General features: G+C 68.1%; 21 protein-coding genes. 4 read left to right on the top strand and 17 right to left on the bottom strand.

Translation table 11 applies throughout. The features are described 5' to 3' along the window. Nucleotides 1-8 precede the first annotated feature (8 nt). From ABZ345_RS08290 to ABZ345_RS08240, 11 genes are all read right to left on the bottom strand, one after another. Nucleotides 9-782: an ABC transporter permease gene (locus tag ABZ345_RS08290; RefSeq protein ID WP_359844268.1), complete on the bottom strand. Its 774-nt coding sequence runs from the start codon at nt 780-782 to the stop codon at nt 9-11. Next, nucleotides 779-1,732 (bottom strand): ATP-binding cassette domain-containing protein, encoded by a 954-nt coding sequence (locus tag ABZ345_RS08285; RefSeq protein ID WP_359844266.1) that lies wholly within the window; start codon nt 1,730-1,732, stop codon nt 779-781. The genes ABZ345_RS08290 and ABZ345_RS08285 overlap by 4 nt, the downstream gene beginning before the upstream one ends. A gap of 409 nt (nt 1,733-2,141) precedes the next feature. Continuing rightward, nucleotides 2,142-2,597 carry a helix-turn-helix domain-containing protein gene (locus ABZ345_RS08280; protein WP_359844264.1) on the bottom strand — a complete coding sequence of 152 codons (456 nt, stop codon included), beginning with the start codon at nt 2,595-2,597 and terminating at the stop codon, nt 2,142-2,144. Next, nucleotides 2,594-3,535 carry an LLM class F420-dependent oxidoreductase gene (locus tag ABZ345_RS08275; protein WP_359844262.1) on the bottom strand — a complete coding sequence of 314 codons (942 nt, stop codon included), beginning with the start codon at nt 3,533-3,535 and terminating at the stop codon, nt 2,594-2,596. The genes ABZ345_RS08280 and ABZ345_RS08275 overlap by 4 nt, the downstream gene beginning before the upstream one ends. Next, a complete protein-coding gene (locus ABZ345_RS08270) occupies nt 3,532-4,638 on the bottom strand; it encodes an acyl-CoA dehydrogenase family protein (RefSeq protein ID WP_359844260.1) in 1,107 nt (368 codons plus the stop codon). Before ABZ345_RS08270 ends, ABZ345_RS08275 begins: the two co-directional genes overlap by 4 nt. 116 nt (nt 4,639-4,754) lie before the next feature. After that, complete coding sequence (locus ABZ345_RS08265; protein ID WP_359844258.1) at nt 4,755-6,239, bottom strand: alpha/beta hydrolase; 1,485 nt, start codon at nt 6,237-6,239, stop codon at nt 4,755-4,757. A gap of 74 nt (nt 6,240-6,313) precedes the next feature. Continuing rightward, a complete protein-coding gene (locus tag ABZ345_RS08260) occupies nt 6,314-7,063 on the bottom strand; it encodes a glucose 1-dehydrogenase (protein ID WP_359844256.1) in 750 nt (249 codons plus the stop codon). Then, entirely contained in the window at nt 7,064-8,569 is a 1,506-nt protein-coding gene (locus ABZ345_RS08255) for an aldehyde dehydrogenase family protein (RefSeq protein WP_359844254.1), read from the bottom strand. 8 nt (nt 8,570-8,577) lie between these two features. Further along, nucleotides 8,578-9,426 carry a 3-oxoacyl-ACP reductase gene (locus tag ABZ345_RS08250; protein ID WP_359844252.1) on the bottom strand — a complete coding sequence of 283 codons (849 nt, stop codon included), beginning with the start codon at nt 9,424-9,426 and terminating at the stop codon, nt 8,578-8,580. Between the two features lie 9 nt (nt 9,427-9,435). Next, nucleotides 9,436-10,521: a Zn-dependent alcohol dehydrogenase gene (locus ABZ345_RS08245; protein ID WP_359844250.1), complete on the bottom strand. Its 1,086-nt coding sequence runs from the start codon at nt 10,519-10,521 to the stop codon at nt 9,436-9,438. Nucleotides 10,522-10,599: 78 nt separating this feature from the next. Beyond that, the gene (locus ABZ345_RS08240) at nt 10,600-10,791 is read right to left on the bottom strand and encodes a ferredoxin (RefSeq protein WP_359844248.1); all 192 of its coding nucleotides are present in this window, start codon (nt 10,789-10,791) and stop codon (nt 10,600-10,602) included. Between the two features lie 45 nt (nt 10,792-10,836). On the opposite strand from ABZ345_RS08240, the gene ABZ345_RS08235 reads away from it, so the two are divergent. Both ABZ345_RS08235 and ABZ345_RS08230 read left to right on the top strand, forming a co-directional pair. Beyond that, nucleotides 10,837-11,997, top strand: coding sequence for an acyl-CoA dehydrogenase family protein (locus ABZ345_RS08235; RefSeq protein ID WP_359844247.1), 1,161 nt, complete (start codon nt 10,837-10,839; stop codon nt 11,995-11,997). A gap of 13 nt (nt 11,998-12,010) precedes the next feature. Beyond that, nucleotides 12,011-12,904 carry an acyl-CoA dehydrogenase family protein gene (locus ABZ345_RS08230; RefSeq protein WP_359844245.1) on the top strand — a complete coding sequence of 298 codons (894 nt, stop codon included), beginning with the start codon at nt 12,011-12,013 and terminating at the stop codon, nt 12,902-12,904. A gap of 38 nt (nt 12,905-12,942) precedes the next feature. Here ABZ345_RS08230 and ABZ345_RS08225 read toward each other — a convergent pair whose 3' ends face one another. Together ABZ345_RS08225 and ABZ345_RS08220 are read right to left on the bottom strand one after the other, a co-directional pair. Next, nucleotides 12,943-14,031 (bottom strand): nitronate monooxygenase family protein, encoded by a 1,089-nt coding sequence (locus ABZ345_RS08225; protein WP_359844244.1) that lies wholly within the window; start codon nt 14,029-14,031, stop codon nt 12,943-12,945. Next, nucleotides 14,012-15,598 (bottom strand): acyl-CoA synthetase, encoded by a 1,587-nt coding sequence (locus ABZ345_RS08220; protein ID WP_359844242.1) that lies wholly within the window; start codon nt 15,596-15,598, stop codon nt 14,012-14,014. The genes ABZ345_RS08225 and ABZ345_RS08220 overlap by 20 nt, the downstream gene beginning before the upstream one ends. A gap of 74 nt (nt 15,599-15,672) precedes the next feature. Between ABZ345_RS08220 and ABZ345_RS08215 the strand changes: the two genes are divergently transcribed. Further along, entirely contained in the window at nt 15,673-16,464 is a 792-nt protein-coding gene (locus ABZ345_RS08215; RefSeq protein ID WP_359844240.1) for a crotonase/enoyl-CoA hydratase family protein, read from the top strand. An 11-nt stretch (nt 16,465-16,475) separates the two neighbouring features. On the opposite strand, the gene ABZ345_RS08210 is transcribed toward ABZ345_RS08215, so the two are convergent. From ABZ345_RS08210 to ABZ345_RS08195, 4 genes are read right to left on the bottom strand one after another with little or no spacing between them, the layout of a single operon-like run. Then, nucleotides 16,476-17,843: an alpha/beta hydrolase gene (locus ABZ345_RS08210; RefSeq protein ID WP_359844238.1), complete on the bottom strand. Its 1,368-nt coding sequence runs from the start codon at nt 17,841-17,843 to the stop codon at nt 16,476-16,478. A 58-nt stretch (nt 17,844-17,901) separates the two neighbouring features. After that, on the bottom strand, nt 17,902-19,611 hold the full coding sequence (kstD, locus tag ABZ345_RS08205) for a 3-oxosteroid 1-dehydrogenase (RefSeq protein WP_359844236.1): 1,710 nt from the start codon (nt 19,609-19,611) through the stop codon (nt 17,902-17,904). Continuing rightward, the gene (locus ABZ345_RS08200) at nt 19,608-21,119 is read right to left on the bottom strand and encodes an acyl-CoA synthetase (protein WP_359844234.1); all 1,512 of its coding nucleotides are present in this window, start codon (nt 21,117-21,119) and stop codon (nt 19,608-19,610) included. The genes kstD and ABZ345_RS08200 overlap by 4 nt, the downstream gene beginning before the upstream one ends. A gap of 25 nt (nt 21,120-21,144) precedes the next feature. Further along, nucleotides 21,145-22,173 carry an LLM class F420-dependent oxidoreductase gene (locus ABZ345_RS08195; protein ID WP_359844232.1) on the bottom strand — a complete coding sequence of 343 codons (1,029 nt, stop codon included), beginning with the start codon at nt 22,171-22,173 and terminating at the stop codon, nt 21,145-21,147. Between the two features lie 45 nt (nt 22,174-22,218). Between ABZ345_RS08195 and ABZ345_RS08190 the strand changes: the two genes are divergently transcribed. Continuing rightward, a complete protein-coding gene (locus ABZ345_RS08190) occupies nt 22,219-23,163 on the top strand; it encodes an OB-fold domain-containing protein (protein WP_359844230.1) in 945 nt (314 codons plus the stop codon). Nucleotide 23,164: the final 1 nt, after the last annotated feature.

Genomic DNA, 23,164 nt, shown 5'->3' with positions numbered 1-23,164 from the left:
CGGTGTGCTCAGACCTGTTTGCGGTAGGCCCAGGTGGCCAGCGGGAAGAACACCGCGACCGCCCCGACCATCCAGATCAGCGAGCCGGTGAGCGGTCCCGCGATCGGACCGCCGTTGAGCAGTCCGCGCAGGGCGTCCGCCATCAACGAGACCGGGCTGATGTCCGCCCACGCCTTGAGCCAGCCCGGCATGGTCGACGTGCCGACGAACACGTTGCTGCCGAACGTCAACGGCATGATCAGCACGAACATCATGCCCTGCACCGCTCCCGGAGTCTTGAGCAGCATGCCCACGAACACCGACGCCCAGCAGAAGCACAGCCCGAACAGCAGTGCCAGCCCGACCGCGATCAGCAGTTCGACCGGCCCGGTCTGCACCCGGAAGCCCATGACCGTCGCGACGACCAGCAACACCAGCACGCACACCACGTACCGCACGATGTCTGCCAGCACCGCCCCGACCAGCGGTGCGGACCGGGCGATCGGCATGGCGCGGAACCTGTCGAACACGCCCTTGGACACGTCCGTGTTGAGCTGCACGCCCGCCGTCATGCTGGCCTGCAGGATGTTCATCACCAGCACGCCCGGTACGAGCATCTGCAGGTACGCGTCGGTGTTGCCGGCGAGCGCACCGCCGAACAGGTACGTGAACATCACCAGGAACACGATCGGCGCGATCGTGACGTCCGCCAGCTGCTCGGGGTTCTTGCGGATCTTCAGGATGCCGCGCCACGCCAGCGCGAGCCCGTGCCGCACACCCCTGTCCATCGAGATGGTCGTCATGCCAGGCTCCCCTCGGGCTCGCGCTTCCCCGTCAGCGCCAGGAAGACCTCGTCGAGCGAGGGCAACCGCAGCGCCAGTTCGTCCGCCGTGATCCCGGCCTCGTCGAGCTTGCGGACCAATGTGGACAGCAGCACCGGATCGTTGACGGGCGCTGTCAGCAGCCCGGTGTCGTCGTCCCGATGCGGCCTAGTCCCGGTGAGATCGCCGAGAATCCGTTGCACCACATCGAGATCACGCGCCGACGACGGCCGCACCTGCAACGTCTGCCCACCGACGCGCCGCTTCAGCTCGTCCGACCGTCCCTCGGCCACCACCTTGCCGTGGTCGAACACCGTGATCGTGTCCGCGAGCTGATCCGCCTCCTCCAGATACTGCGTGGTGAGCAGCACCGTCACCCCGTTCGCCACAAGCTTGCGGACCACGGCCCACACCTCGTTGCGCGCGTGCGGATCCAGCCCCGTCGTGGGTTCGTCCAGGTACAGCACCGACGGATTCCCGACCAGGCTCGCCGCGAGGTCGAGCCGCCGACGCATACCCCCTGAATACGTCTTGGCGGCTCGCCCCGCGGCATCGGACAGCTCGAACTGCTCCAACAGCTCAGCCGCCCTGGCCCGCGCCCCCGTGCGGGAGAAGTCGAGCAACCGCGCCAGCAGCACGAGGTTCTCCGTCCCCGACAGATCCTCGTCCACCGACGCGTACTGCCCGGTCAGCCCGATCAACGACCGCACCGCACGCGGGTTCTTCACCACGTCGTATCCCCCGACCGTGGCATGTCCCGCATCCGGCCGCAGCAACGTCGCCAGCACCCGCACCGCCGTGGTCTTGCCCGCGCCGTTCGGCCCGAGCACACCCACGACCTTCCCCTCCGGAACCTCGAGGTCCACCCCGTCCAGAGCCTTGGTCTCCCCGTAATGCTTGACCAGGCCTTGTGCCCTGATCGCCAGCGACATCGTTCGTCCCTCCCTGTGGGTCGAGCCGAAGTGTGCGCCCGGCCGCTGTCAGCGCACGCACAGCGCGCTGTCAGCCCGCTGCCACCGCCTTGTTCGCGTGCGTCGTTTTCCTATTTTTTGCGTCTAGAGAGAGAAGCGACGCACGGTTTCGCATGCGGCCTGACCTGCGAGTTCACTCCATCGCGCAGCCGCTGGCCCGATTTGGAGAAATTGATCTCGAATAGAATTGTGGGCATGGAAGCCGTCGAGGTTCTCGCTCATCATGAGAAACAGATCGCCGCGGCGATGCGCTGGACCTCCACCTCGGCCGCCAGATCGGCGGACAGCGGGACGGTCTTGTCGTACAGGACGCGGGCTTCAAAGATTCAGCTCCCCCAAACAAAATCTCTACTTCGCGACCCACCCAGGCCTAAGCCTCCGACCCGGAGTAAGCCTTCACGTTGTGCGCCGTGATCTCCTCCCCACAACACCGGCAAGCAACGTAAGCATCACCCACCTGCCCACAAACACTGTGCTCAAGCACAACGGCAGGCCCATCACCATCCGGCACGTACTTGTCCCCCCACTTCATCAGAATCACGATGGCGGGAAACAACTCCAGCCCCGCAGCAGTCAGCCGGTACTCGTCACGATCCTCCGCATACGGCACCCGCTGCAGCAACCCGGCGTCCACAAGCGACTTCAGCCGAGCGGACAACGTGGGCCGCGGGATCGTCAGGTTGCGCACGAACTGGCCATACCGCCGCACCCCGAAGAACGCCTCCCGCAGGATCAGCAGCGTCCACCGCTCCCCCACGAGATCAAGCGCGCGCCCGACGGACTCGCCTCGGAACCGGCGGCCAAGAGAATCGACAGAGTCGGTCATCGGTGTCCCTCCGTCAGCAGTGGCGAAAGCGTAGTCAGCAGCCGCGCACCTGCCGGATCCGACGCGGTAGCCGGCACCAGACCAACGTGCGAGGCGCCCGCCGCGAAATACTCAGCGACGCGCCCGGCGACATCCGCAGCCGAACCGATGGCACCCACAGCCTCGATCAACGAGACCGGAATGTCCGCGGCCAACGAGGCACGCGCAACCCCAGCACGGGCGCGCTCCACCAGCGAGCCATAGCCAAGAGCCGTGAACATCTCGCCGTAGCCGGGCGGAGCAAGATAAACAGCGAGCTGCGACCGCAACTGACGCAGCGTCTCCGGCCCCGGCGAGAGCGCGGCAGGCACCCACACCGCGAGAGGCGGAGGCACCCGCACAAGCGACGCAAGCGACCGACTGACCGAAGCGACATGAGCAGCGCTGACCAGGTTCAGCACCACCTCGTCACCCTCCGACGCGGCCACGCGCATCATCGCCGGCCCGAACGCCGCAACCGAGATCGACGTGCCCGGAACCGGTTGCTGCAACCGAAATCCAGACACCCGATTGCCGTTCAAGATCGCCCGCGTGTCACGCACAGCACCACGCATAGCGCGAACCGGCGAGAACGGCCGCCCGTGCCACTCCGACACGATCCGTGGACTAGAAGCGCCCAGGGCCAAGTCTGCACGCCGCCCAGTAGCAGCGACCACTGTGGACAGCCCAAGTGCCAGCGCCACAGGACTCCGCACACCAACGGCAAGCGGACCGATCCGCAGCGAGATGCCGGACGTGCGCAGACCGACGGCGGTGGCCAGGGCGAACGCGTCGAACGTCGCCATCTCACCGATCCACAGCGTGCCGAACCCGGCAGAATCCGCCGCCACAGCGATGTCGAGCGCCTCGGAAGGCGGGCGGTCGAGCCAGAACGGCGTCACCACACCGACAGTGTTCACAGCTGCTCCGTCCGAGCGGGCAGGCCCAGCAAAACCTTGCCCGGCAGCTCGAACGACGCGAGGTTCACCTGGAAATGAGCCGTGGCCGTGTGCGCGTCACGGAACCGCCGTTGCAAAGGCCCGTCGTAGATCGCGCCCCCACCAGAGAGATCGTAGAGGGAGGAAACCACACACTGAGCCGTCCGGGTCGCATGAGTGGCAGCCAGGCGCAACGACGCCCGAGCCTCCACCGGCACCGGCGAAGAGCCCTGCGCCGCCTCCCAGGCCGCGGACACCGCCGAATAGTAGAACGCCCGCGCCGCCTGCAAAGAAGCCGACGCCGAAGCAACCGCGGCCTGGGTCGACGGCCGCTCCGCCAGAGTCCGGCTGGACCCCAGCGGACTGCGATCGACCGCCAGAGCGAGAAAGTCGTCCAGCGCACCGAAAGCGTTGCCCAAAGCCGCCGCGGCCACCGACAACGCGAAGAACCCGAACACCGGGAACCGGTACAGCGCAGGAGCATCCCCCAGAGGACCGCCCAAAACAGACAACAAGCGATGCGAAGGAACGAACACCGAACGAGCCACGCAGTCGTGACTGCCGGTGCCGCGCAACCCGGTCGTGTGCCAGGTGTCCAGCACCTCCAGCGACGACTTCGGCATCGCCGCCACCTTCAACGCCCCGGACGGGTCGACGAACCCGGCGAACAACCAGGAAGCGTGCGAGATCCCCGAACAGAACGACCACTGGCCGGTGATCTCGACACCACCGGAAACAGCGACACCCCGACCCTTGGGCGCCCACACGCCGGCAGCCACCGTCTGCGGATCCCCGAACACCTCCGAGGCACCCTCAGCAGGCAGGTACGCACCGAGCAGGCCGCTCGTCGCCGCGATCGACACACACCAGCCGGCGGAAGCGTCACCTCGGGCGATGGTCTCGGCAACTGCCAGCGTCTCCCCCGGCGGACGTTCGAGACCACCCAAAGCACTCGGCACGCCGAGCCCGAAAATCCGCTCCGAGTGCAGCAGGTCCAACAACTCAGGAGCGAGCGCGCGCCCGGCCTCCGTCCTCGGTGCGACCGAACGGGCCAGATCGGCCACGGTCTGCGCGGCTGCCAGCACGAGGTTCCTCCTGGTTCACTTTTCTTACCGGTTCAGTTTCCTTACCGTAGCTACGGCAACGCGACCAAAGCAAGAGGGGCCCCACCCAGCCGGGTGGAGCCCCTCAGAACACAACGTCAGGCGAACGGCCCCTTGTCGATGCCGCACGTCTTCTGCGCGGGCAGCACACCGGTGAAGAGGTAGTCCCGCTTCACCTTCTCCGCGCACGCGCTGTGCACGAACATCGTGGTGTGCCCGTAGCCCTCGACCGTCAGGAACCCGGTCCGAGACATCTCCGCCGCACCGTCGTGAGCACCGTGCAACGGAGTCGACGGGTCGAACCTGTTGTTGATGAACAGGATCGGCGCCGACGTCCAGCGGTTCCACGGACCGGTGTAGCGGTCGTCGTCACGACCCTGCCAGAACGCGCAGGCCATCATGTCGTAGACCACCGCACGGCCCCAGTACGGCACGCGCTCGTCCTCGCTCTTGCCGTAGGCCGTGTACGCCGCCGTGTCGCGCGGGAAGTCGCTGTCCGAGCACTGGACAGCGTTGAAGCCCTCGAACCGGTTGGTGATGTAAGGCTCGGAGGCCGCACGCAACGAAGCCGGCGCGTCCCACACGGCCTGCAGGATCCTGGCGGTGTCCTGCCAGGTCTCCGGCTGCGCCAGCGCGTCCCAGACGGTGCTGATCAGCGTGACGCGGTCGAACCGGCCGTCCGGCGTGGTCACCGGAGAGGCCGCCACCTTGGCGACCAGGTCCGCCCACTTCTTGTGAAGATCGCCGCCGGCGAACGCGCACTTGGCCCCGGGAGCCGCGCACAGCGACAGGAACTGCTCGAACGTCTCGGCCACACCGCGCGGCACGTCCTGGCGCGTGTCCAGCGGCACGGTCGTGCCCTGGTTCCCGTGCCCGGTCGCGTTGCCGATGAAGTCGAGCGATCCGTCGAACGCCAGCGCGCGGACCTTGTCCGGGAACATGTTCGCGTAGATGGCGCCGAGGTGCGTGCCGTACGAGATGCCGTGGTACGTCAGCTTCTTGTCGCCGACGGCCTTGCGCAGCTGGTCCAGGTCACGCGCTGTGTTGGCGGACGAGACGTGGTCCAGCAGGTCGCCGGACTTCGCCTCGCACCGCCGGACGAACTCCCGGTACCCCTCGTAGAACGCCGGCTCCTGAGCCGCCGTGTCGGGGTAGACGGGAAGGGAGTTGAGGAAGTTCTGCTGCTCCTCAACGGTGTCGAAACAACGAACGGTCGCCGAACGGCCTATGCCGCGGGGATCCCACGACACCAGGTCGAACCGCGCCCGCAGCTCGGGCGAGAAGAGCCACTCCCACTTGCCGCGGCCCCGCAGCCGGTCGACGCCGGACGCGCCGGGCCCGCCGAAGTTGACGAACAGCGAGCCGATCCGCTTGGACGGGTCGGTCGCCGGCAGCTTGATGACCGCGAGGTCGATCTTCGTGCCGCCGGGGTGGTCGTAGTCGAGCGGCACCTTCGCCGTCGAGCACTGGAACCCGTCCTGACAGTCCTGCCAGGACAAAACGGGCGTCTGCGTCTCTTCCGCAGCCGACACGGCCGGCGCCAGTCCGATCAGGAGCGCGGCCGCGATCAATATTGATTTCAAATGAAGCTCCCCAGGTCATACCTCTCGATCACGAAGACGCCATCGAGATGCTCCGGGTTGCCTCCTGTTTTGGATCAACCGCTCAACGCGTGCGTCGCGGTCGCTCCTCCGTCCACCGCGAACTCCCCGCCGGTGCAGTACGCGCTGTCGTCACTGGCGAGGAACAACACGACGTTCGCGACGTCCTCCGGCTGGCCGATCCGGCGCAACGCCAGCTTCTTGCCGATCGGCGAGACGTCGATCGGCCGTCCCAGCGCCTCGCTCACCATCGGGGTGTCGATGGCGCCGGGATGCACCGAGTTGACCCGGATGCCGTGCTGCCCCAGCTCCATCGCGGCGACCTTGGTCATGCCGCGGATCGCGAACTTCGACGCCGTGTACGCCACCAGGTAGGGCATGCCGGCCAGGCCTTCGACGGAGGACACGTTGACGATCGAGCCGCCGCCGGCCTGTTTCATCGACGCCACGACGGCGCGCATGCCGAGGAACGTGCCGACCTGGTTGATGCCGATCACCCGCTGGTAGTCGGCGAGCGTGGTGTCCGCCAACGCCGAAAAGTGCAGAATGCCCGCGTTGTTCACGAGAACCGTGATGTCGCCGAAGGTTTCCACCGTGTACGCGACGGCCTCGGACCACCCGTCCTCGTCGGACACGTCGAGGTGGCAGTACTCCGCGCCCAGCTCGGCCGCGAGCTCCTTGCCCTGGTCGTCGAGGACGTCGGTGATCATCACCCGCGCGCCCTCCGCGACGAACCTGCGCGCCGCGGCCGCGCCCTGACCACGGGCGGCGCCGGTGATCAGGGCGATCTTGCCGTCCAGTCGCATCTACATCAGCTCGTCGGTCAGCGGCATCATCACGGTCTTGAGCTCGGTGAAGGCCTCGTAGGCGCTCTGCCCGCCCTCGCGGCCCAGTCCGGACTGCTTGTAGCCGCCGAACGGCACGTGCGGTTCGAGCTGGAACCCGTTGATGCCGACCATGCCGACCCGCAGTCGCTTCGACACCCGGAACGCGCGGCGCACGTCGTTCGTGTAGACGCCCGCGCCCAGGCCGTACTCGGTGTCGTTCGCGATGCGGATGGCTTCTTCTTCGTCGTCGAACGGCACGACCGTGAGCACCGGGCCGAAGATCTCGTCGCGCGCGATCGCCATGTCGTTGTTGGCGTCAGCGAAAATCGTTGGTGCGACGAAGTTCCCGGACGCGTAGTCGCCGTCGAGCCTCTTGCCGCCCGTGACCAGGCGGGCGCCGTCCTCCTGGCCGCGTTCGATGTAGCCGAGCACGCGCTCGAGCTGCTTGGCGTTGATCAACGGGCTGGCGAGCACGGCCGGGTCGAACGGGTCGCCGAACGTCACGGCGCTCGCGAGCATCGACGCCATGTTGACGAACTCGTCCTGGACCTCCCGCGCGACCAACGCACGTGTGTGCGCCACGCAGGCCTGACCGGACAGTCCCATGGTGACCATGCCCATGCAGGTCATCGCGGCGAGACCGACGTTCGGGGCGTCCGCGAACACCAGTGCGGGCGACTTCCCGCCCAGCTCGAGGGACACGCGCTTCATCGTGCCCGCCGAGGCCTCGACGATCCGGCGGCCCACCGCGCGGCTGCCGGTGAAGCTGATCTTGTCGACGCCGGGGTGGGTGATCAGCGCTTCACCGGTCGGGTCGCCGGGTCCGGTGACGAGGTTGATCACGCCCTCGGGCAGACCGGCCTCGATCAGCAGCTCGACCATGCGGATCACGCAGAACGACGCGTACTCCGACGGCTTCACGACGACCGTGCAGCCGGCCGCGAGCGCGGGCGCGAGTTTTTGGGCGAAGAGCACGAAAGGCGCGTTCCACGGCAGGATCGCCGCCACGACGCCGACCGGTTCGCGGAACGTCATCGCCAGGTGGTCGCCGCCCTGGTACGGCGGCAGCGTCTGGCCGCCGACCTTGTCGATCCAGCCCGCGTGGTGGTCGAAGATGTCCGCCGCGATGCCGACCGAGGTCGCGTAGATCTGGCCGAACGACAGCGGCACGCCGTTGTCCAGCGCCTGCAGGCCGCGCAGCTCGTCCGAGTGCTCGCGCAGCAGGTCGCTGTACCTGCGCAGGATCTTGATGCGCTCACCTGCCCCCGAGCGCGGCCACCTGCCCTCGTCGAACGCCTTGCGCGCGGCCATCACGGCGGCGTCGACGTCCTTGGCCGACGCGACGGCGAAACTGCCGATCTCCTCGCCGGTCGCGGGGTGGTGGTGGGTCCAGGTCTCGTCGGTCTCGCGGAACTCTCCGCCGATGAGGAGCCGGCCGTCCTTCAGGCCCAGCGTCTCGCGATGCGGTTGGACGGTGAGCGTCACAGCTCCTCCTACAGAGACATCGTTTCAGTGCACGAGAACGTCTTTTCCGGATCACGGTCGGCGAAGTAGCCGTCGAGATCGGTGAAAGCGCCGAACTTCTGCTCGACCGTCGGCGGTGCCATCAGCGCGACCATTCCGCCGTGCACCACGAAGACCTGACCGTTGATCTTGTCGCCGGACGGGCCTGCCAGGTACGCCACGAACTTCGCGACGTGTTCAGGCGCCAGCGAGTCGTCGCCCTCTGGTGCGTCGCCGAAGACGTGCGCGGTCATCCCGGTGCGGGCGCGCGGGCAGATCGCGTTGGCACGCACGCCATAACGGGACGTGCCGCGCGCGGTCGCGACCGTCAGCGCCGCGATGCCCGCCTTGGCCGCCGCGTAGTTCGCCTGCCCCTCCGACCCGAGCAGGAACGCCTCGGACGAGGTGTTGACGATCCGCCCGTAGACCGGTTCGCCCGCGGACTTCGACTGCTGCTTCCACAGCGAGACTGCGTTGCGCGACAACAGGAAGTGGCCGCGAAGATGCACCTTCACGACCAGGTCCCACTCGTCGTCGGACATGTTGAACAGCATCCGGTCGCGCAACACACCGGCGTTGTTCACGACGACGTGCAGCCCTCCGAACTCCTCCAAAGCCGCGCTGACGAGGGAATCAGCGGTGCTCCGCTCCCCCACGTCACCCTCGACCACCACACACTTGCCGCCCAGCTCCTCGATCTCGGCCGCGGCGGCGCCGGCCGAGCCCGGCAGGTCGTTGAGGACGAGCGAAGCACCGGCACGAGCCAGTTCCAGTGCTTCCGCCCGGCCGAGTCCGGCACCGGCACCGGTGACGACGGCGACCTTCCCCGCAAGGTCCACAGAAGACTCCTAATCGAAGAGGATCACCTGGCGGATGAGAGAACCTCCGCCGCGCAAGGCCTGCAGGCCCTCGTTGACGTCCTCGAGCCTGATCCGCTTGCTGATCATGCCTTCGAGGTCGAGCCGGCCCTGCCGCCACAGTGCGATCATGCGCGGCACGTCGCGGCGGAAGTTCGCCGTCCCGTAGAACGAACCGTGCAAAGTCTTGTCGTGCAGGAAGAGTTCCTGGGCGCTGAACGAGACCATCGCGTCCGCCCGCCCCGCACCGACGACGACCGTGTGGCCGCCGCGCCGGGTCAGGTCCCACGCCTGGCGGATGGTCGCGGGGATGCCGACCACGTCGAACACGTAGTCGAAGCCCATGCCCATGTTGAGCTGGTTGTTGAGGTCCGCGACGCCGTCGGGTGCCGTTGCGTGCGTCGCGCCGAACCGTTGGGCCACCTCGTGCTTCTCGGTGACCGGGTCGACCGCCACGATCTTCGCCGCCGCGGCGAGCCGGGCGCCCTGGATCACCGCGACGCCGACACCACCGCAGCCGATGACCGCGACGCTGGAGCCCGGTTCGACCTTCGCGGTGTTCAGCACGGCGCCGACGCCGGTCAGGATGCCGCACGACAGCAGTGCCGCGACCTCCCACGGCACGTCGTCGTCGATCTTCACCGCGGCATCGGCCGGAACGACCATCTCCTCGGCGAACGCGCCCAGCCCGGCGTAACCGAAGGCGGGGTTGCCGCCGACGACGAACCGCGGCTGGGTGAACGCGGAAATCGTGTGGATGAGGCACAAGTGGGACTGGCCGGTGACGCACTGGGCGCACTTCCCGCACGGCGGCACGAACGTGATCGCCACGTGATCGCCCACCGCGAGCTGCGTGACGGCGCTCCCGATCTCCACGATCTCACCGGCGCCTTCGTGGCCGATGACACCGGGTGCGAGCGCCGGCAGCGTTCCGTCCATAGCGGACAGATCGCTGTGGCACACCCCGCACGCCTTGATCTTGATTTTGACTTCCTGCGGCCCCGGCGCGGTCGTCGTCACGTCGTCCCGGAGCTCGAGCTTGTCGTCGCCTACCTGGTTGAGCACGGCAGCCTTCACCGGTATCACTCCTCGCTGAGCTCACGGCCGAACTACCCGTCGGACACTAGAATCTGTTCCTGTTCTTGACAAGGCCCATCAGCGTGTAAACCTCAGCGCGCCCATCGGACAGGACGCCACGGCACGTTCGGCCAATGGGATCTCGTCCGCTGCGAGCTCACCATCCCGGATCTGCAGAACCTCGTCATCGTCAAGGTCAAACACCTCAGGCAGGATTGACACGCACTCACCGTGCGCCTCGCACAGCGCGGGGTCGACGCCGACCTTCATCGCAGCCTCCTGACAGCAAGTAGAACTTGTTCTAGAGTAGCGGCCATGCGCATCGGTTTCACGCCCGAACAGGAGCAGTTGCGCCAGGAGTTGCGGGCGTACTTCGCCGCGCTCATGACGCCGGAACGCCGGGCAGGGCTCGCCGGCGGCAGTGACTACGGCGATGCCGAGGTCTACAAGGACACGGTCCGCCAGATGGGTCTCGACGGCTGGCTCACCATCGGCTGGCCCGAGGAGTACGGCGGCCGCGACCGCCCGATGATCGAGCAGCTCATCTTCCTGGACGAGGCATCCACCGCCGGGGCGCCCGTGCCGTTCCTGACGCTGAACTCCATCGGGCCGACGATCATGGCGTACGGCACGGCCGAGCAAAAGGCCTTCTACCTGCCGAAGATCGCCTCCGGCGAGATCCACTTCGCCATCGGCTACTCGGAGCCGGAAGCGGGCACCGACCTGGCCTCCCTGCGCACGCGGGCCGTCCGCGAGGGTTCCGAGTACGTGATCAACGGCCAGAAGATGTGGACGAGCCTCATCCAGTACGCGGACTACGTGTGGCTGGCCTGTCGCACCGACCAGGAATCGCAGCGGCACAGGGGTTTGAGCATCATCATCGTGCCGACCACCGATCCCGGCTTCTCCTACACACCCGTGCCGACGATGTCCGGCCCGACCACGAGCGCCACTTTCTACGACAACGTGCGCGTGCCGGCCGGGAACCTGATCGGCGAGGAGCACAAGGGCTGGAAGCTCATCACCAACCAGCTCAACCACGAGCGCGTCGCCCTGTGCTCGGCCGCGCCGCTGCAGACCGCGCTGCGCGAAGTTCGTCAATGGGCGGAAGAAACCGGCGCTGATCGCCACGAATGGGTCCGGCTGCACCTCGCCCGCGTGCACGCCAAGACGGAGTTCCTGAAGCTCATCAACTGGAAGATTGCCGGTGGCGGTGACGAGGCGCCCTCCCCCGCGGAGGCGTCGGCGACCAAGGTGTTCGGCACCGAGTTCGCCACCGAGGGCTACCGGTTGCTGATGGAAGTGCTGGGCGCCAACGGAATCGTGCGCGGCGGCTCGCCCGGCGCGGTGCTGCAGGGCAGGGTCGAGCGCATGCACCGGTCGTCGCTGATCCTGACGTTCGGCGGCGGCACCAACGAGATCCAGCGGGACATCATCGCGCGAGTGGGCCTCGGCCTGCCCGCCGTGCCTCGATAACCGGGAGACTTCCATGGACTTCACGCTGACCGAGGCGCAGCGGGAACTGGCCGCGCTGACCCGCAAGATCCTGGACTCCTCCGACACACCGTGGGCCGACCTGGTCAAGTCGGGCGTGGTGCCCGATTCGCCCGACGAGTTCGGCATCCTGGAGCACTGCGCGGTCCTGGTCGAACTCGGCCGCGCCGTCGCCGACGTGCCGTATCTGCCCACCGTTCTCGCACAGCAGGCGTTGGCGCAGTTCGACACCCCGCGTCCCGGAACCGTGTTGTCCGTGGCGCTCGCCGACGACCAGGACGGCGCGAAGACGGCTGTCCCGTTCGCCACAACGGCCTCGGCGTTCCTGGTGGCGCACGACGACCAGGTCTTCCTCGTCGAAGCCGAAGACCTCCGCATCAGTGCGCAGGAGCTGGTCGACGGCTCGGACGCGGGCACCTTCGAGTTCACCGGCGGCAGGCTGATCGCGGGTCTCACGCCGGAGTGGCTCATCGCGCGCTACACGGTGGGGCTGTGCGCTTTCCAGCTCGGCGTGACCGAACGCGCGTTGGAGCTGACGGCCGAGTACGCGCGCACCCGCGTGCAGTTCGACCGCCCGATCGGCAGCTTCCAGGCGGTGGCGCAACGGCTCGCCGACGCGTACATCGACGTCGCGGCGATCCGTCTGACGCTGTGGCAGGCGGCCTGGCGGCTCTCGGAAGGCCTGGACGCGGACGCCGAGGTGGCGACGGCGAAGTTCTGGGCCGCCGACGCCGGGCACCGCGTGGCGCACACGGCCGTGCACGTCCACGGCGGCACGGGCATCGACATGAGCCACGAGGTGCACAAGTACTTCACGGCGGCGAAGCGGGCCGAGTTCGAGCTGGGCGGGGCGACCGCCCAGCTCCTGAAACTCAGCGCGGCGCTCTAGCTGGGGAAGCTCGTCCGGCCGCCATCGCCGACGGCGCCCTACCTCACCTCGTTCAGCCTCTTCACGGTGTCGTCGAACTCCCGCAGCAGGGTCGCCATCACCTCGGCCACCGGGCGCACCTCGTTCATCCGCCCGACGATCTGACCGACCGGCATCGACACCACGGACGGGTCGTCGGACCGGGCGATCCGCAGGTGCGCCTCGCTGACCAGCAGGTTCTGCAACGGCATCGGCAACGGTTCCGGCGCGTCCTCCGACGCCCACGCCTCGGTCCACCGCGTCTTCAGCAGCCGCGCCGGTTTCCCGGTGTAGATGCGGGTGCGGACGGTGTCGCTGGAACCGGCCGCGAGCAACGCCTCTTGCGTGCTGGAGTTCCCCAGCGCGTATTCGGCGGTGGTCAGCCAGTACGAGCCCATCCACACACCGGACGCGCCCAACGCCATCGCCGCCGCGGCTTGGCGCCCAGACCCGATCCCGCCCGCGGCGAGCACCGGGACGTCCACGGCGTCGACGATCTCCGGCACGAGCACCATCGTGGCGACCTCGCCGGTGTGGCCGCCGGCCTCGTAGCCCTGCGCCACCACTATGTCGACGCCGTTCTGCACGTGGCGGCGCGCGTGTTCGGCCTTGCCCGCGAGGGCGGCGACCGGCACCCCGGCCGCGTGCACCTGTTCGATGACGTCCACCGGCGGTGAGCCCAGAGCGTTGGCGATCAGGCGGATCGGGTGCTCCAGCGCCACGTCGACGTGGGAGCGCGCGACCGAGTGCAGCCAGCCGAGAACGCCCTCGCTGTCCTCGCCCTCCGCCAGCGGTGGCACGCCGAGCTTCAGCAGGGTCTGCCGCACGAAGTCCTTGTGGCCCTGCGGGATCAACGTCGAGAGGTCCAGTTGCGTACCCTCGGTCGGGACCTTGGCGGGCATGACGATGTCGACCCCGTACGGCTTGCCGTCTGTGTTCTCGTCCATCCAAGTCAACGCGCGGTCGAGGTCCTCAGCGTCGTTGAACCGCACGCACCCCAGCACACCGAGGCCGCCCGCCCGGCTGATCGCCGCCGCCACGTGCTCGGACGGCGTGAAGCCGAAGATCGGGTGCTCGATACCGAGCTGGTCACACAGGCTGGTGCGCATGGTCCTCCACGTGAGCGCGGGCCCACTGGTAGTCGGGCTTGCCGCTGGGGGTCCTGCCGATCTCGTCGACCAGCCAGAGCGACCGCGGCACCTTGTAACCGGCGAGCGTCTCGCGCACGTGAGCGTCCAGTTCGGACAGTGTCGGCGTCGCACCTTCGCGCGGGTGCACGATCGCGCCGACGCGTTGGCCGAGCAGGTCGTCCGGAATGCCGATCACGAGTGCGTCGAACACGTCCGGGTGCGACTTCAGCACGCCCTCGACCTCTTCGGGGAACACCTTCTCGCCACCGGTGTTCACGCAGGTGTTGCCGCGGCCGAGCAACGTGATGTCGCCGTCCTCCTCGAACCGCGCGTAGTCGCCGGGCACCGTGAACCGCCTGCCGTCGACCTCGACGAACATCCGCGCGGTCTTCTCGGGGTCCTTGTAGTAGCCCAGGGGGATGTGGCCGCCGCGGGCGAGCTTGCCGACGAGGCCCGGCACCGGTTCGAGCTTGTTGCCGTCGTCGTCGATGACGATGGTGTCCTCGTTGAGCTTCACCTTGGTGCCGTCGGTCTTGACGATCTCCTTGGGCACCGCGCCGATGCCGGTGGACCCGGTCTCGCTCGACCCGATCGACTCGAGCAGCGTCGTGTGCGGCAGGAGCTCCTGGTACATCCTCTTCACGGGGTAGGAGAACAGGGCGGCACTGCTGTTGAGGACGAACAGCGACGAGCCGTCGTACGAGCCGCGCTGGAACTCCTCGATCAACGGGCGGCCCATCGCGTCGCCCGTCATGGCCGCGACCTGGACCTTCTCCCGCTCGATCACCCGCCAGATCTCGGCGGGGTCGAACTTCGGCACCAGCACCACCGTGCTGCCGCAGAACAACGCGCCGAGCACGGCCCACTGCGCCGCACCGTGGATCAGCGGCGGGAGGCAGAGCCGGACGAGACCGTAGTCCTTGCCCGACTTGGCCTGCTGCCACTCGTCGGTCAGCCGCTCGCCCGTCACGAAGTCGATGCCGCCGCCGAGCGTGCGCCACACGTCCTCGTGCCGCCACATCACACCCTTGGGCATGCCGGTCGTGCCGCCGGTGAACAGGATGTAGAGGTCGTCGGGGCTACGTGGCGCGAAGTCCCGCTCCCCGGTCTCGCCGGCCAGCGCCGTCTCGTAGTCGGCGCCGGCGAACTCCTCGTCGGACTCGTCGTCGATCACGACGGTGTGGCCGGGAGCGCCGACCTCCGCGACCAGCGGCGAATACCGCCGTTCGTGTACGAGAGCGACCAGGTCCGCTTCGCCGAACAAGTACTGCAACTCGTTCTTGGTGTAGCGGTAGTTCACGTTGATGGCCACTGCGCGCAGCTTGAAGACCGCGAGCATGGCCTCGACCAGCTCGATCGAGTTGCGTGCGTAGAGCCCGACGTGCGACCCCTGGGTCACGCCGTTCTTTGCCAGGTGGTGAGCCAGTTTGTTGGCTCGTGTCTCCAGTTCGGCATAGGTGACCCTCTTGGACCCGCACACGAGCGCGGTCCGGTCGGGCACGGTGTCTGCGGCGTGTTCAACGAGGTCTGCGACGTTGAGGGCCATGGTACGCAAAGTAGAACGTGTTACTGTTCTGGACAATCCCCCGTGCGGTCAAACTCGATCCAGGAGGCGCCTGAATGACGACCACGACCCAACCCCACGCGTTGGTGGACCTGGTAGGCAACGTCCTGGTCGTCACGATGAACCGGCCGGAGGTCCGCAACGCGTTGTCCGGCCCCATGATGGCGATCATGCGCGAGGCCTGGGACCGCGTGGACAACGATCCCGACGTGCGCGTCTGCATCCTCACCGGCGCCGGCGGGTCGTTCTGCGCGGGCGCGGACCTCAAGGCGATGACGACCAACCACCCCAGCGAATCCGCCGGGAAGTTCGACTTCTCGGTCATCGAACCGCTGCTGAAAGGTCGTCGATTGACGAAACCGCTCATCGCGGCGGTGGAAGGCCCCGCAGTTGCCGGCGGCACGGAAATCCTTCAGGCGACCGACATCCGAGTGGCCGGCGAAAGCGCGCGGTTCGGCGTGTCCGAGGCGCGGTGGGGACTGTTCCCGCTCGGTGGGTCAGCGGTGCGGCTGCCGCGCCAGATCCCCTACACGGTCGCGGCGGACCTGCTGCTGACCGGGCGGCACATCAAAGCTCCCGAGGCCAAGGAGATCGGCCTGATCGGTCACGTGGTCCCGGACGGTGAAGCCCTGAACAAGGCCATGGAGCTCGCCGAACTGATCACCGCGAACGGACCGCTGGCGGTGCGGGCGATCCTGCGCACGATGCGCGAAACCGAGGCCATGCACGAGAACGAGGCGTTCACAGTGGACGCCCGGCTCGGCATGGAGGTGTTCGGCAGCGAGGACGCGAAGGAGGGCCCGCGCGCCTTCGCCGCCAAACGGAAGCCCGAGTTCAAGGGCCGATGAAGGGACCCTGCCTAGAAGTCACCGGCCGCCGGACAGCTGCCGGCCGGCACCGTCAGGTCGAGCAGGTACGCGTCGACGCCACCGCGGGTGCAGGCGCTGCGCGGGTAGGCGACGTGGCCCCAGCCCTCGTAGGTCAGCAACGCCGTGTTGCGCGGCGCCTGCCGGTGAACGTTGACCGCCCAGGAGTACGGGGTGGTGGGATCGTGCCGCGCGCTGAGCACCAGGATCTTCGGTGCGTCCCGGATGTCCAGGCGATGGGGCGCGTTGCGAGGAGGGCCGGGCACGCCGACGCACGCGGTGGCCTCGTCGTGGCCGATGAGACTGCCGCGCATGATCGGTGACCGGCGCAGCTCCTCGGCCCGCAGCCGCGAGTACTCCGCGAAGTTCCTGATCCGCAGGGAGAAGTCCTGGCATACCGAGGTCAGACGGACCGACTCGTAGTTCGGCTCGAAGTCCAGGGCTCGCGCGCCGGGGGTGCCCGCGACGAGGTTCGCGGCCCAGGGCCAGTCCGGTCCGCGCAGCGCCAAGTACATCAAGTCGATCAGCCCCTGCCTGCCCGACGGCTCACCATCGGCACGGATGAGCGCGGCCTCCCAGGCCGTGTAGACGTCCTGTCCGTGCAGGACGCAGGAGTCCGTGCGGTCGCACCACTTCGCGAACTCGATGAACGAGTCGTCCACGGCGGCGGCCCGGTCGCCCATGAACCGCCTGGCGTCGACGCTGTGGTCGACGACGCTGTCGAGGACCATCGCACGCAGCCGGCCGCCGAACTTCTCGGCGTACTGCTGACCGAACACCGTGCCGTACGACAGACCGAGGTAGCTGATCTTCCGTTCACCCAGCGCCCGCCGGACCGCGTCCATGTCCTGCACGACGGCGCCGCTGTCGGCGTGGTCGAAGATCGGCCCGCTGCGCTCGCGGCACTTGCCGAGCACGCCCTGGTTGTAGCGCAGCAACGTGGTGAAGCCGGCCTCGTCGGCGGGATAGCTCGACGGCGGATCGGTCATGAGGTCGGCACAGCGGATCGCCAGGCTGTTCCCGGTGCCCCGCGAGTCGAGGCCGACGATGTCGAACCGGGCCCGGATCTCCGGGCTGTACAGACGGGACAGCGCGAACTCCGCCGCCGAACCTCCAGGCCCGCCGGGGTCGACCATGAGCACGCCCACCCGCCGTGCCGGATCCGACGCCTTGTGGCGCGCCACCGCGACATCGATGCGCGGGCCCAGCGGCTTGCTCCAGTCCAGCGGGACGCTCAACGTCCCGCATTCGCCTTCGGGATTGTCCGCGCACGGTGCCCAGGCGATGGACCGAGCGGGTTCGGCGTTCGCCGAACCCGCCCAGATCACCAGCATCACGACAGCCGCCAGTGCTCGTCTCACCGACCGCACAGTGCCTCCAGTACAGGGTTGTGGGAGCGCTCCCCCAACCCTACTGGGACTAGATGTCGTTGGCCGCGATGTACCCGAACGTCATGGCGGGCCCGATCGTCGACCCGGCACCGGCGTAGCTGTGACCCATCACGGCCGAACTCACGTTTCCCGCCGCGTACAGGCCCGGGATGACCGAGCCGTCCGGGCGCAGGACGCGGGCGCGGGCGTCGGTGACCATGCCGCCCTTGGTGCCGAGATCGCCGGGCACGATCTTGAACGCGTAGTACGGCGGCGCCCACAGTGCAGCAAGGCACGAGTTCGGGAAGACCGCCGGGTCGGTGTAGTAGTGGTCGTAGGCGCTGTCGCCGCGCTTGAAATCGGGGTCTCTGCCCGTCAACGCCTGGTTGTTGAACCGGCTGACGGTGGCCTTCAGCTCGCTGCCCGGCACGCCGATCGCACCGGCCAGGCCGTCGAGCGACCAGTTCTTCACGACCGCACCGGACTGGTACCAGCCGTCCGGCAACGGCAGCGTGGGCGCGACGTCGGCGAACAGGTACCTGTTGCGGTAGTTCTGGTCGACCACGAGCCACGCCGGGATGCACGGGTCCGCGGGGTTCTTGTCGTACATGACGTGCACGACGTCGCTGTACGGCGCGGCCTCGTTGACGAACCGCCGGCCCGCCGCGTTGATCATCAAGCCGCCGGGCAGCGTGCGTTCGGCGAGGCAGAAGTACGGCGTTCCCGGCACCGGGATGGCCGGGCCCCACCAGGCGTCGTCCATCAGGTCGAACGCCGCGCCCGCCCGCTGGCCGGCACGATGACCGTCGCCGGTGTTCTCCTTCGCGCCGACCGTCCACTGAGTACCGATCGGCTGCCGCTGGTACTGCGCGCGCATGGACGCGTTGTGCTCGAAGCCGCCGGAGCCCATGATCACGCCCCGGCGTGCCCTCACGAGCCCTCGGGACGTCAGCACTCCCTTGACCGCGCCGTTCTCCACGTGCAGGTCTTCCAGGCCGGTGTTGAGCCAGACCGGCACGTTCGCCTGCATGAGGCCCGCCCGCAGGCCGCCGGCCAGCGCCTGACCCATCGTGAGCGGCTTCTGACCGGCCAGCGCGGCCGCCGTACCGCGGGCGAGTGCCGCCGCGGCGGTCGCGGCTCCCTTGGCGTTGACCAGGGCCAGTGCGAGCCACTTGTAGTCGGCGCCGTAGATGACCATGCCCGCAGGGGTCGCGAGATAGGGCGGGTTGAGGTTCGCGAGCTCGGCGCCGAGGATGCGGCCGTCGAGCATCTCCGGCTCGATCGACCGGCCCTTCGCGATGCCGCCGGGGTACTCGGGGTAGTAGTCGCTGTAGCCGTCCATGTGCCGGAAGCGCAGCGGGCTGTTGCGCAGGACGAACGAGATCATCTTCGGCCCGTTCGTCAGATAGGCCTGCTGCCGCACCACCGGGATGTCACCGACGACGGCCGCCATGTACTGCCGCGCCTTCTCCGGCGTGTCAGGAATGCCGGCGGCGAGGATGATCTCGTTGTTGGGGACCCAGATACCGGCACCCGACCTGGCGGCCGAACCGCCGTAGGTCGGCGCCTTCTCCAGCACCACGCAACTCAGGCCCCGTTTGGCCGCGGTGAGCGCGGCGGTCATGCCGGCCGCACCCGCGCCGACCACCACGACGTCGAACTCGCCGAGTGGTTCTGCCGAGGCCGGTGAGGTCTTGACCAGTCCCGAGGCCAGTGCGAGACCGGCCCCGGCGAGCACCTGACGGCGGTTCAGGTTCATTGATCCCTCAGCTTTCGCTTGTACAGCTTGCCGTTGGGGTCACGCGGAAGCTCGGCCATGTACGAGATCGTGCGCGGCAGCTTGAACTTCGCGAGCCTCGTGCTCGCGAACGTGAGAAGTTCCTCGGTCAGAGCCGTGTCCGGTTCGACGCCGTCGGCCGGCTGCACGACGGCCTTGATCTCCTCGCCCCAGTCCGGGTGCGGCACACCGAACACCGCCACGTCCGCGACCTTGGGGTGGCACACGAGCTCGCCCTCGATCTCCGCCGGGTAGATGTTCACCCCGCCGGAGATGATCATGTCGTTCTTGCGGTCGCACAGGAACAGGTAGCCGTCCTCGTCGAGATAGCCGATGTCCTGCAACGTGAACAGCTTGCCGACGCGCGCGGCCTTCGTCTTCTCCGCGTCCTTGTGGTACTCGAAGGTCGCGTCGCCCATCCGCATGTAGACCAGGCCGCGTTCGCCGACGGGCAGGTCATTGCCGTCCTCGTCCAGGATCTTGATCTCCGACGTCGGCCACGGCAGGCCGACGGATCCGGGTTTGCGCAACCATTCCTGGGCGGTGATCGCTGTTCCGCCGCCCTCGGTCGCGGCGTAGTACTCGATCACGACAGGACCCCACCAGTCGAGCATCCGGCGTTTGACCTCGAGCGGGCACGGGGCGGCGCCGTGGATCATCGCGCGCAACGACTTGAGGTCGTACTTGGCCTTCACGTCGTCCGGCAGCGCGAGCAGGCGGTGGAACTGGGTCGGCACCATGTGGCTGTGGGTCACCGCGTGCCGTTCGATCAGCCGCAGCATCTCCTCGGGCGTCCAGTGGTCCATGAGCACCGCGGTGTGGCCGAGCTGGATGGAGATGACGACGAAGTTCAGCACCGCCGTGTGGTAGAGCGGCGATCCGCACAGGTGCACGTGCCCGTCGTGCGGCTTGATCCCGAAGATGCCGAAGAACCACGGCGCCGACGGTGGAACCACGTCGGGATCCGCGCCGGTCAACGGCCTGCGCACGCCCTTGGGCCGACCGGTCGTGCCCGAGGTGTAGAGCATCGGCGAGCCCGCCGTGCGGACGTCCGGACGGCCCTGCTCGCCTTCACCCAGCTTGACCAGTGGCTCGAAACCGGGAATGTCACCGACCGCGAACCGGGCGTGGGCGGGCAGACTCGCCGAGGCTTCCGTTGCCGCCGCGGCGAACCGTTCGTGCGCCACGAACGCCTTGGCACCGCTGTCCTGCACGAGGTAGGCGACCTCGGCTCCGGTCAGGTGCCAGTTGGCCATCACGACGTAGAGGCCGGTCTGGTAGGCGGCGAAGTACACCGCCACCAGTTCGGCGCTGTTGGGCAGCATCAGCACGATGCTGTCGCCGGGTTCCAGCCCCAAGGCCTGGAACCCGCGCCCGTAGCGGTCGGCCTGCGCCGCCAGCTCCCGGTAGGTGATCTCGCGACCGCTCGGATCGACCAGCGCGGTCAGGTCCGGCTGGTCGGCAGCGATGTTCCAGAGTCCAGTGACCACACCCTCAAAGTAGAACGCGTTTCACCTACTGACAAGCCTCCGCGACCGCCTTGATCGAGGCAACGTCGCGGCACCCGACGAGCAGCATCGTGACGCCGGCCTTCTCCCACCGCCCGATCTCGTCGCGGACGTGCTCGGCGGTGCCGACGATGCTGATCTCGGCCACCAGTTCGTCCGGAACCACCTGTGCGGCCTCGTCTTTGCGTCCCGCCTGGAACAACCTGCCGATGTCCCGCACGGCCTCGCCGTATCCCATGCGGGTGAAGACCTCGGCGTGGAAGTTCATGCCGGGCGCGCCCATTCCGCCGATGTACAAAGCGACGAACGGCTTGAGCATGGCCCTGACCGACACCGGATCGTCCGTCACGACGACCTGGCACGTGGCCGCGACCTCGAAGTTCTCCCTGCTACGGCCCGATTTCGCGAACCCGTCCGCCAGCCACTCGTCGTACATCCCGGCGAGCCTGGGCGCGTAGTAGATCGCGAGCCAGCCGTCGGCGATCTCCGAGGTCAGCGCGACGTTCTTCGGACCCTCCGCGCCGAGCCATATCGGCAGGTCAGCGCGCAGCGGATGGGTGATCGGCTTGAGCGGCTTGCCGAGTCCGAGCGCTCCCGGCCCCCGGTACGGCAGCGGGTAGTGCGGACCGTCGTTGACGACCGGCGCCTCGCGGGCCATCACCTGACGCAGGACGTCGACGTACTCCCTGGTCCTGGCAAGGGGTTTGGCGAACGGGCGGCCGTACCAGCCCTCCACGACCTGCGGCCCGGACACGCCCAGACCCAGCACGAACCGTCCACCTGAGAGGTGGTCGAGCGTGAGAGCATGCATCGCGCAGGCAGCCGGTGTCCTGGCGGACATCTGCACGACGGACGTGCCCAGCCGGACCCGTTGCGTGCCGGATCCCCACCAGGCCAACGGGGTGAACGCGTCCGAGCCCCACGCCTCGGCGGCGAACACCGCGTCGAAGCCGAAATCCTCCGCCGCCGCCACGAGTTCGGGGGCGTTCGGGGGTGGCGCGGCACCCCAGTAGCCGAGCTGCAGACCGAGCTTCATGCAGCCATCTTGCCACCATTTCGAGAACCTGTTTCACTTTGATCTGTGACTCGGCCACTGAGTGCTCCGCTCGACGTGGGCTTCGACTACACGCGCTCGACCGGCCCGACGCTGGGCCGGTTCCTCTCGGATCTCCGCCGCCGCAGGGTGACCGGGATCCGCGGTTCCGACGGCCGTGTGCACGTGCCGCCGCTCGAGTACGACCCCGTGACAGCGTTGCCGTTGTCCGAGTTCGTCGACGTGGCGTCGACGGGTGTCGTGCGCGGGTGGTCGTGGATCCCCGAGCCGCTGGAAGGCCAGCCGCTCGACCGGCCGTTCGCGTGGGCGCTGATCCAGCTCGATGGCGCGGACACCTCGATGCTGCACGCCGTGGACGCCGGAGAAGCCTCCCGAATGTCCACCGGTGCTCGAGTGCGGGTGCGATGGCGTGACGAACGCGTTGGTGCGATCACGGACATCGAGTGCTTCGAGCTGTCCGATGAGCCTGGCGATGATCCCGTTGAGGCTGAAGACGTCTCGATGGTGATCACGCCGGTGAACCTGCACTACACGCACTCCGCGTCGCCGACCGAGGACCCGTTCCTTCGCGGCCTGATGGAGGGCCGGCTGATCGCGCAGCGCTGCCCGTCCTGTTCGAAGGTGTACTTCCCGCCGCGTCCTGCCTGCCCGACCGACGGCGTTCCAACGACAGACCAGATCGAGCTGTCCGACCGCGGCACGATCACGACGTTCTGCGTGGTCAACGTGCCGTTCCTCGGCCAGCGCATCCCACCGCCCTACGTCTCCGCCTACGTGCTGCTGGACGGCGCGGACATCCCGTTCCTGCACCTGCTGCTCGGCATCGCGCCCGAGGACGTGCGGATGGGCATGCGCGTGGAGGCGGTGTGGAAGCCGCGCGACGAGTGGGGCCCGACGATGCAGAACATCGACCACTTCAAGCCTTCCGGCGAGCCGGACGCGCCGTTCGACTCCTACTCCCAGCACCTGTGAG

It is taken from the genome of Lentzea sp. NPDC005914 (assembly GCF_040629405.1).
GTDB lineage: Bacteria > Actinomycetota > Actinomycetes > Mycobacteriales > Pseudonocardiaceae > Lentzea.
The sequence above is the reverse complement of the archived record's forward strand: the minus strand, read 5'-3'. Positions and strand labels throughout refer to the sequence as shown.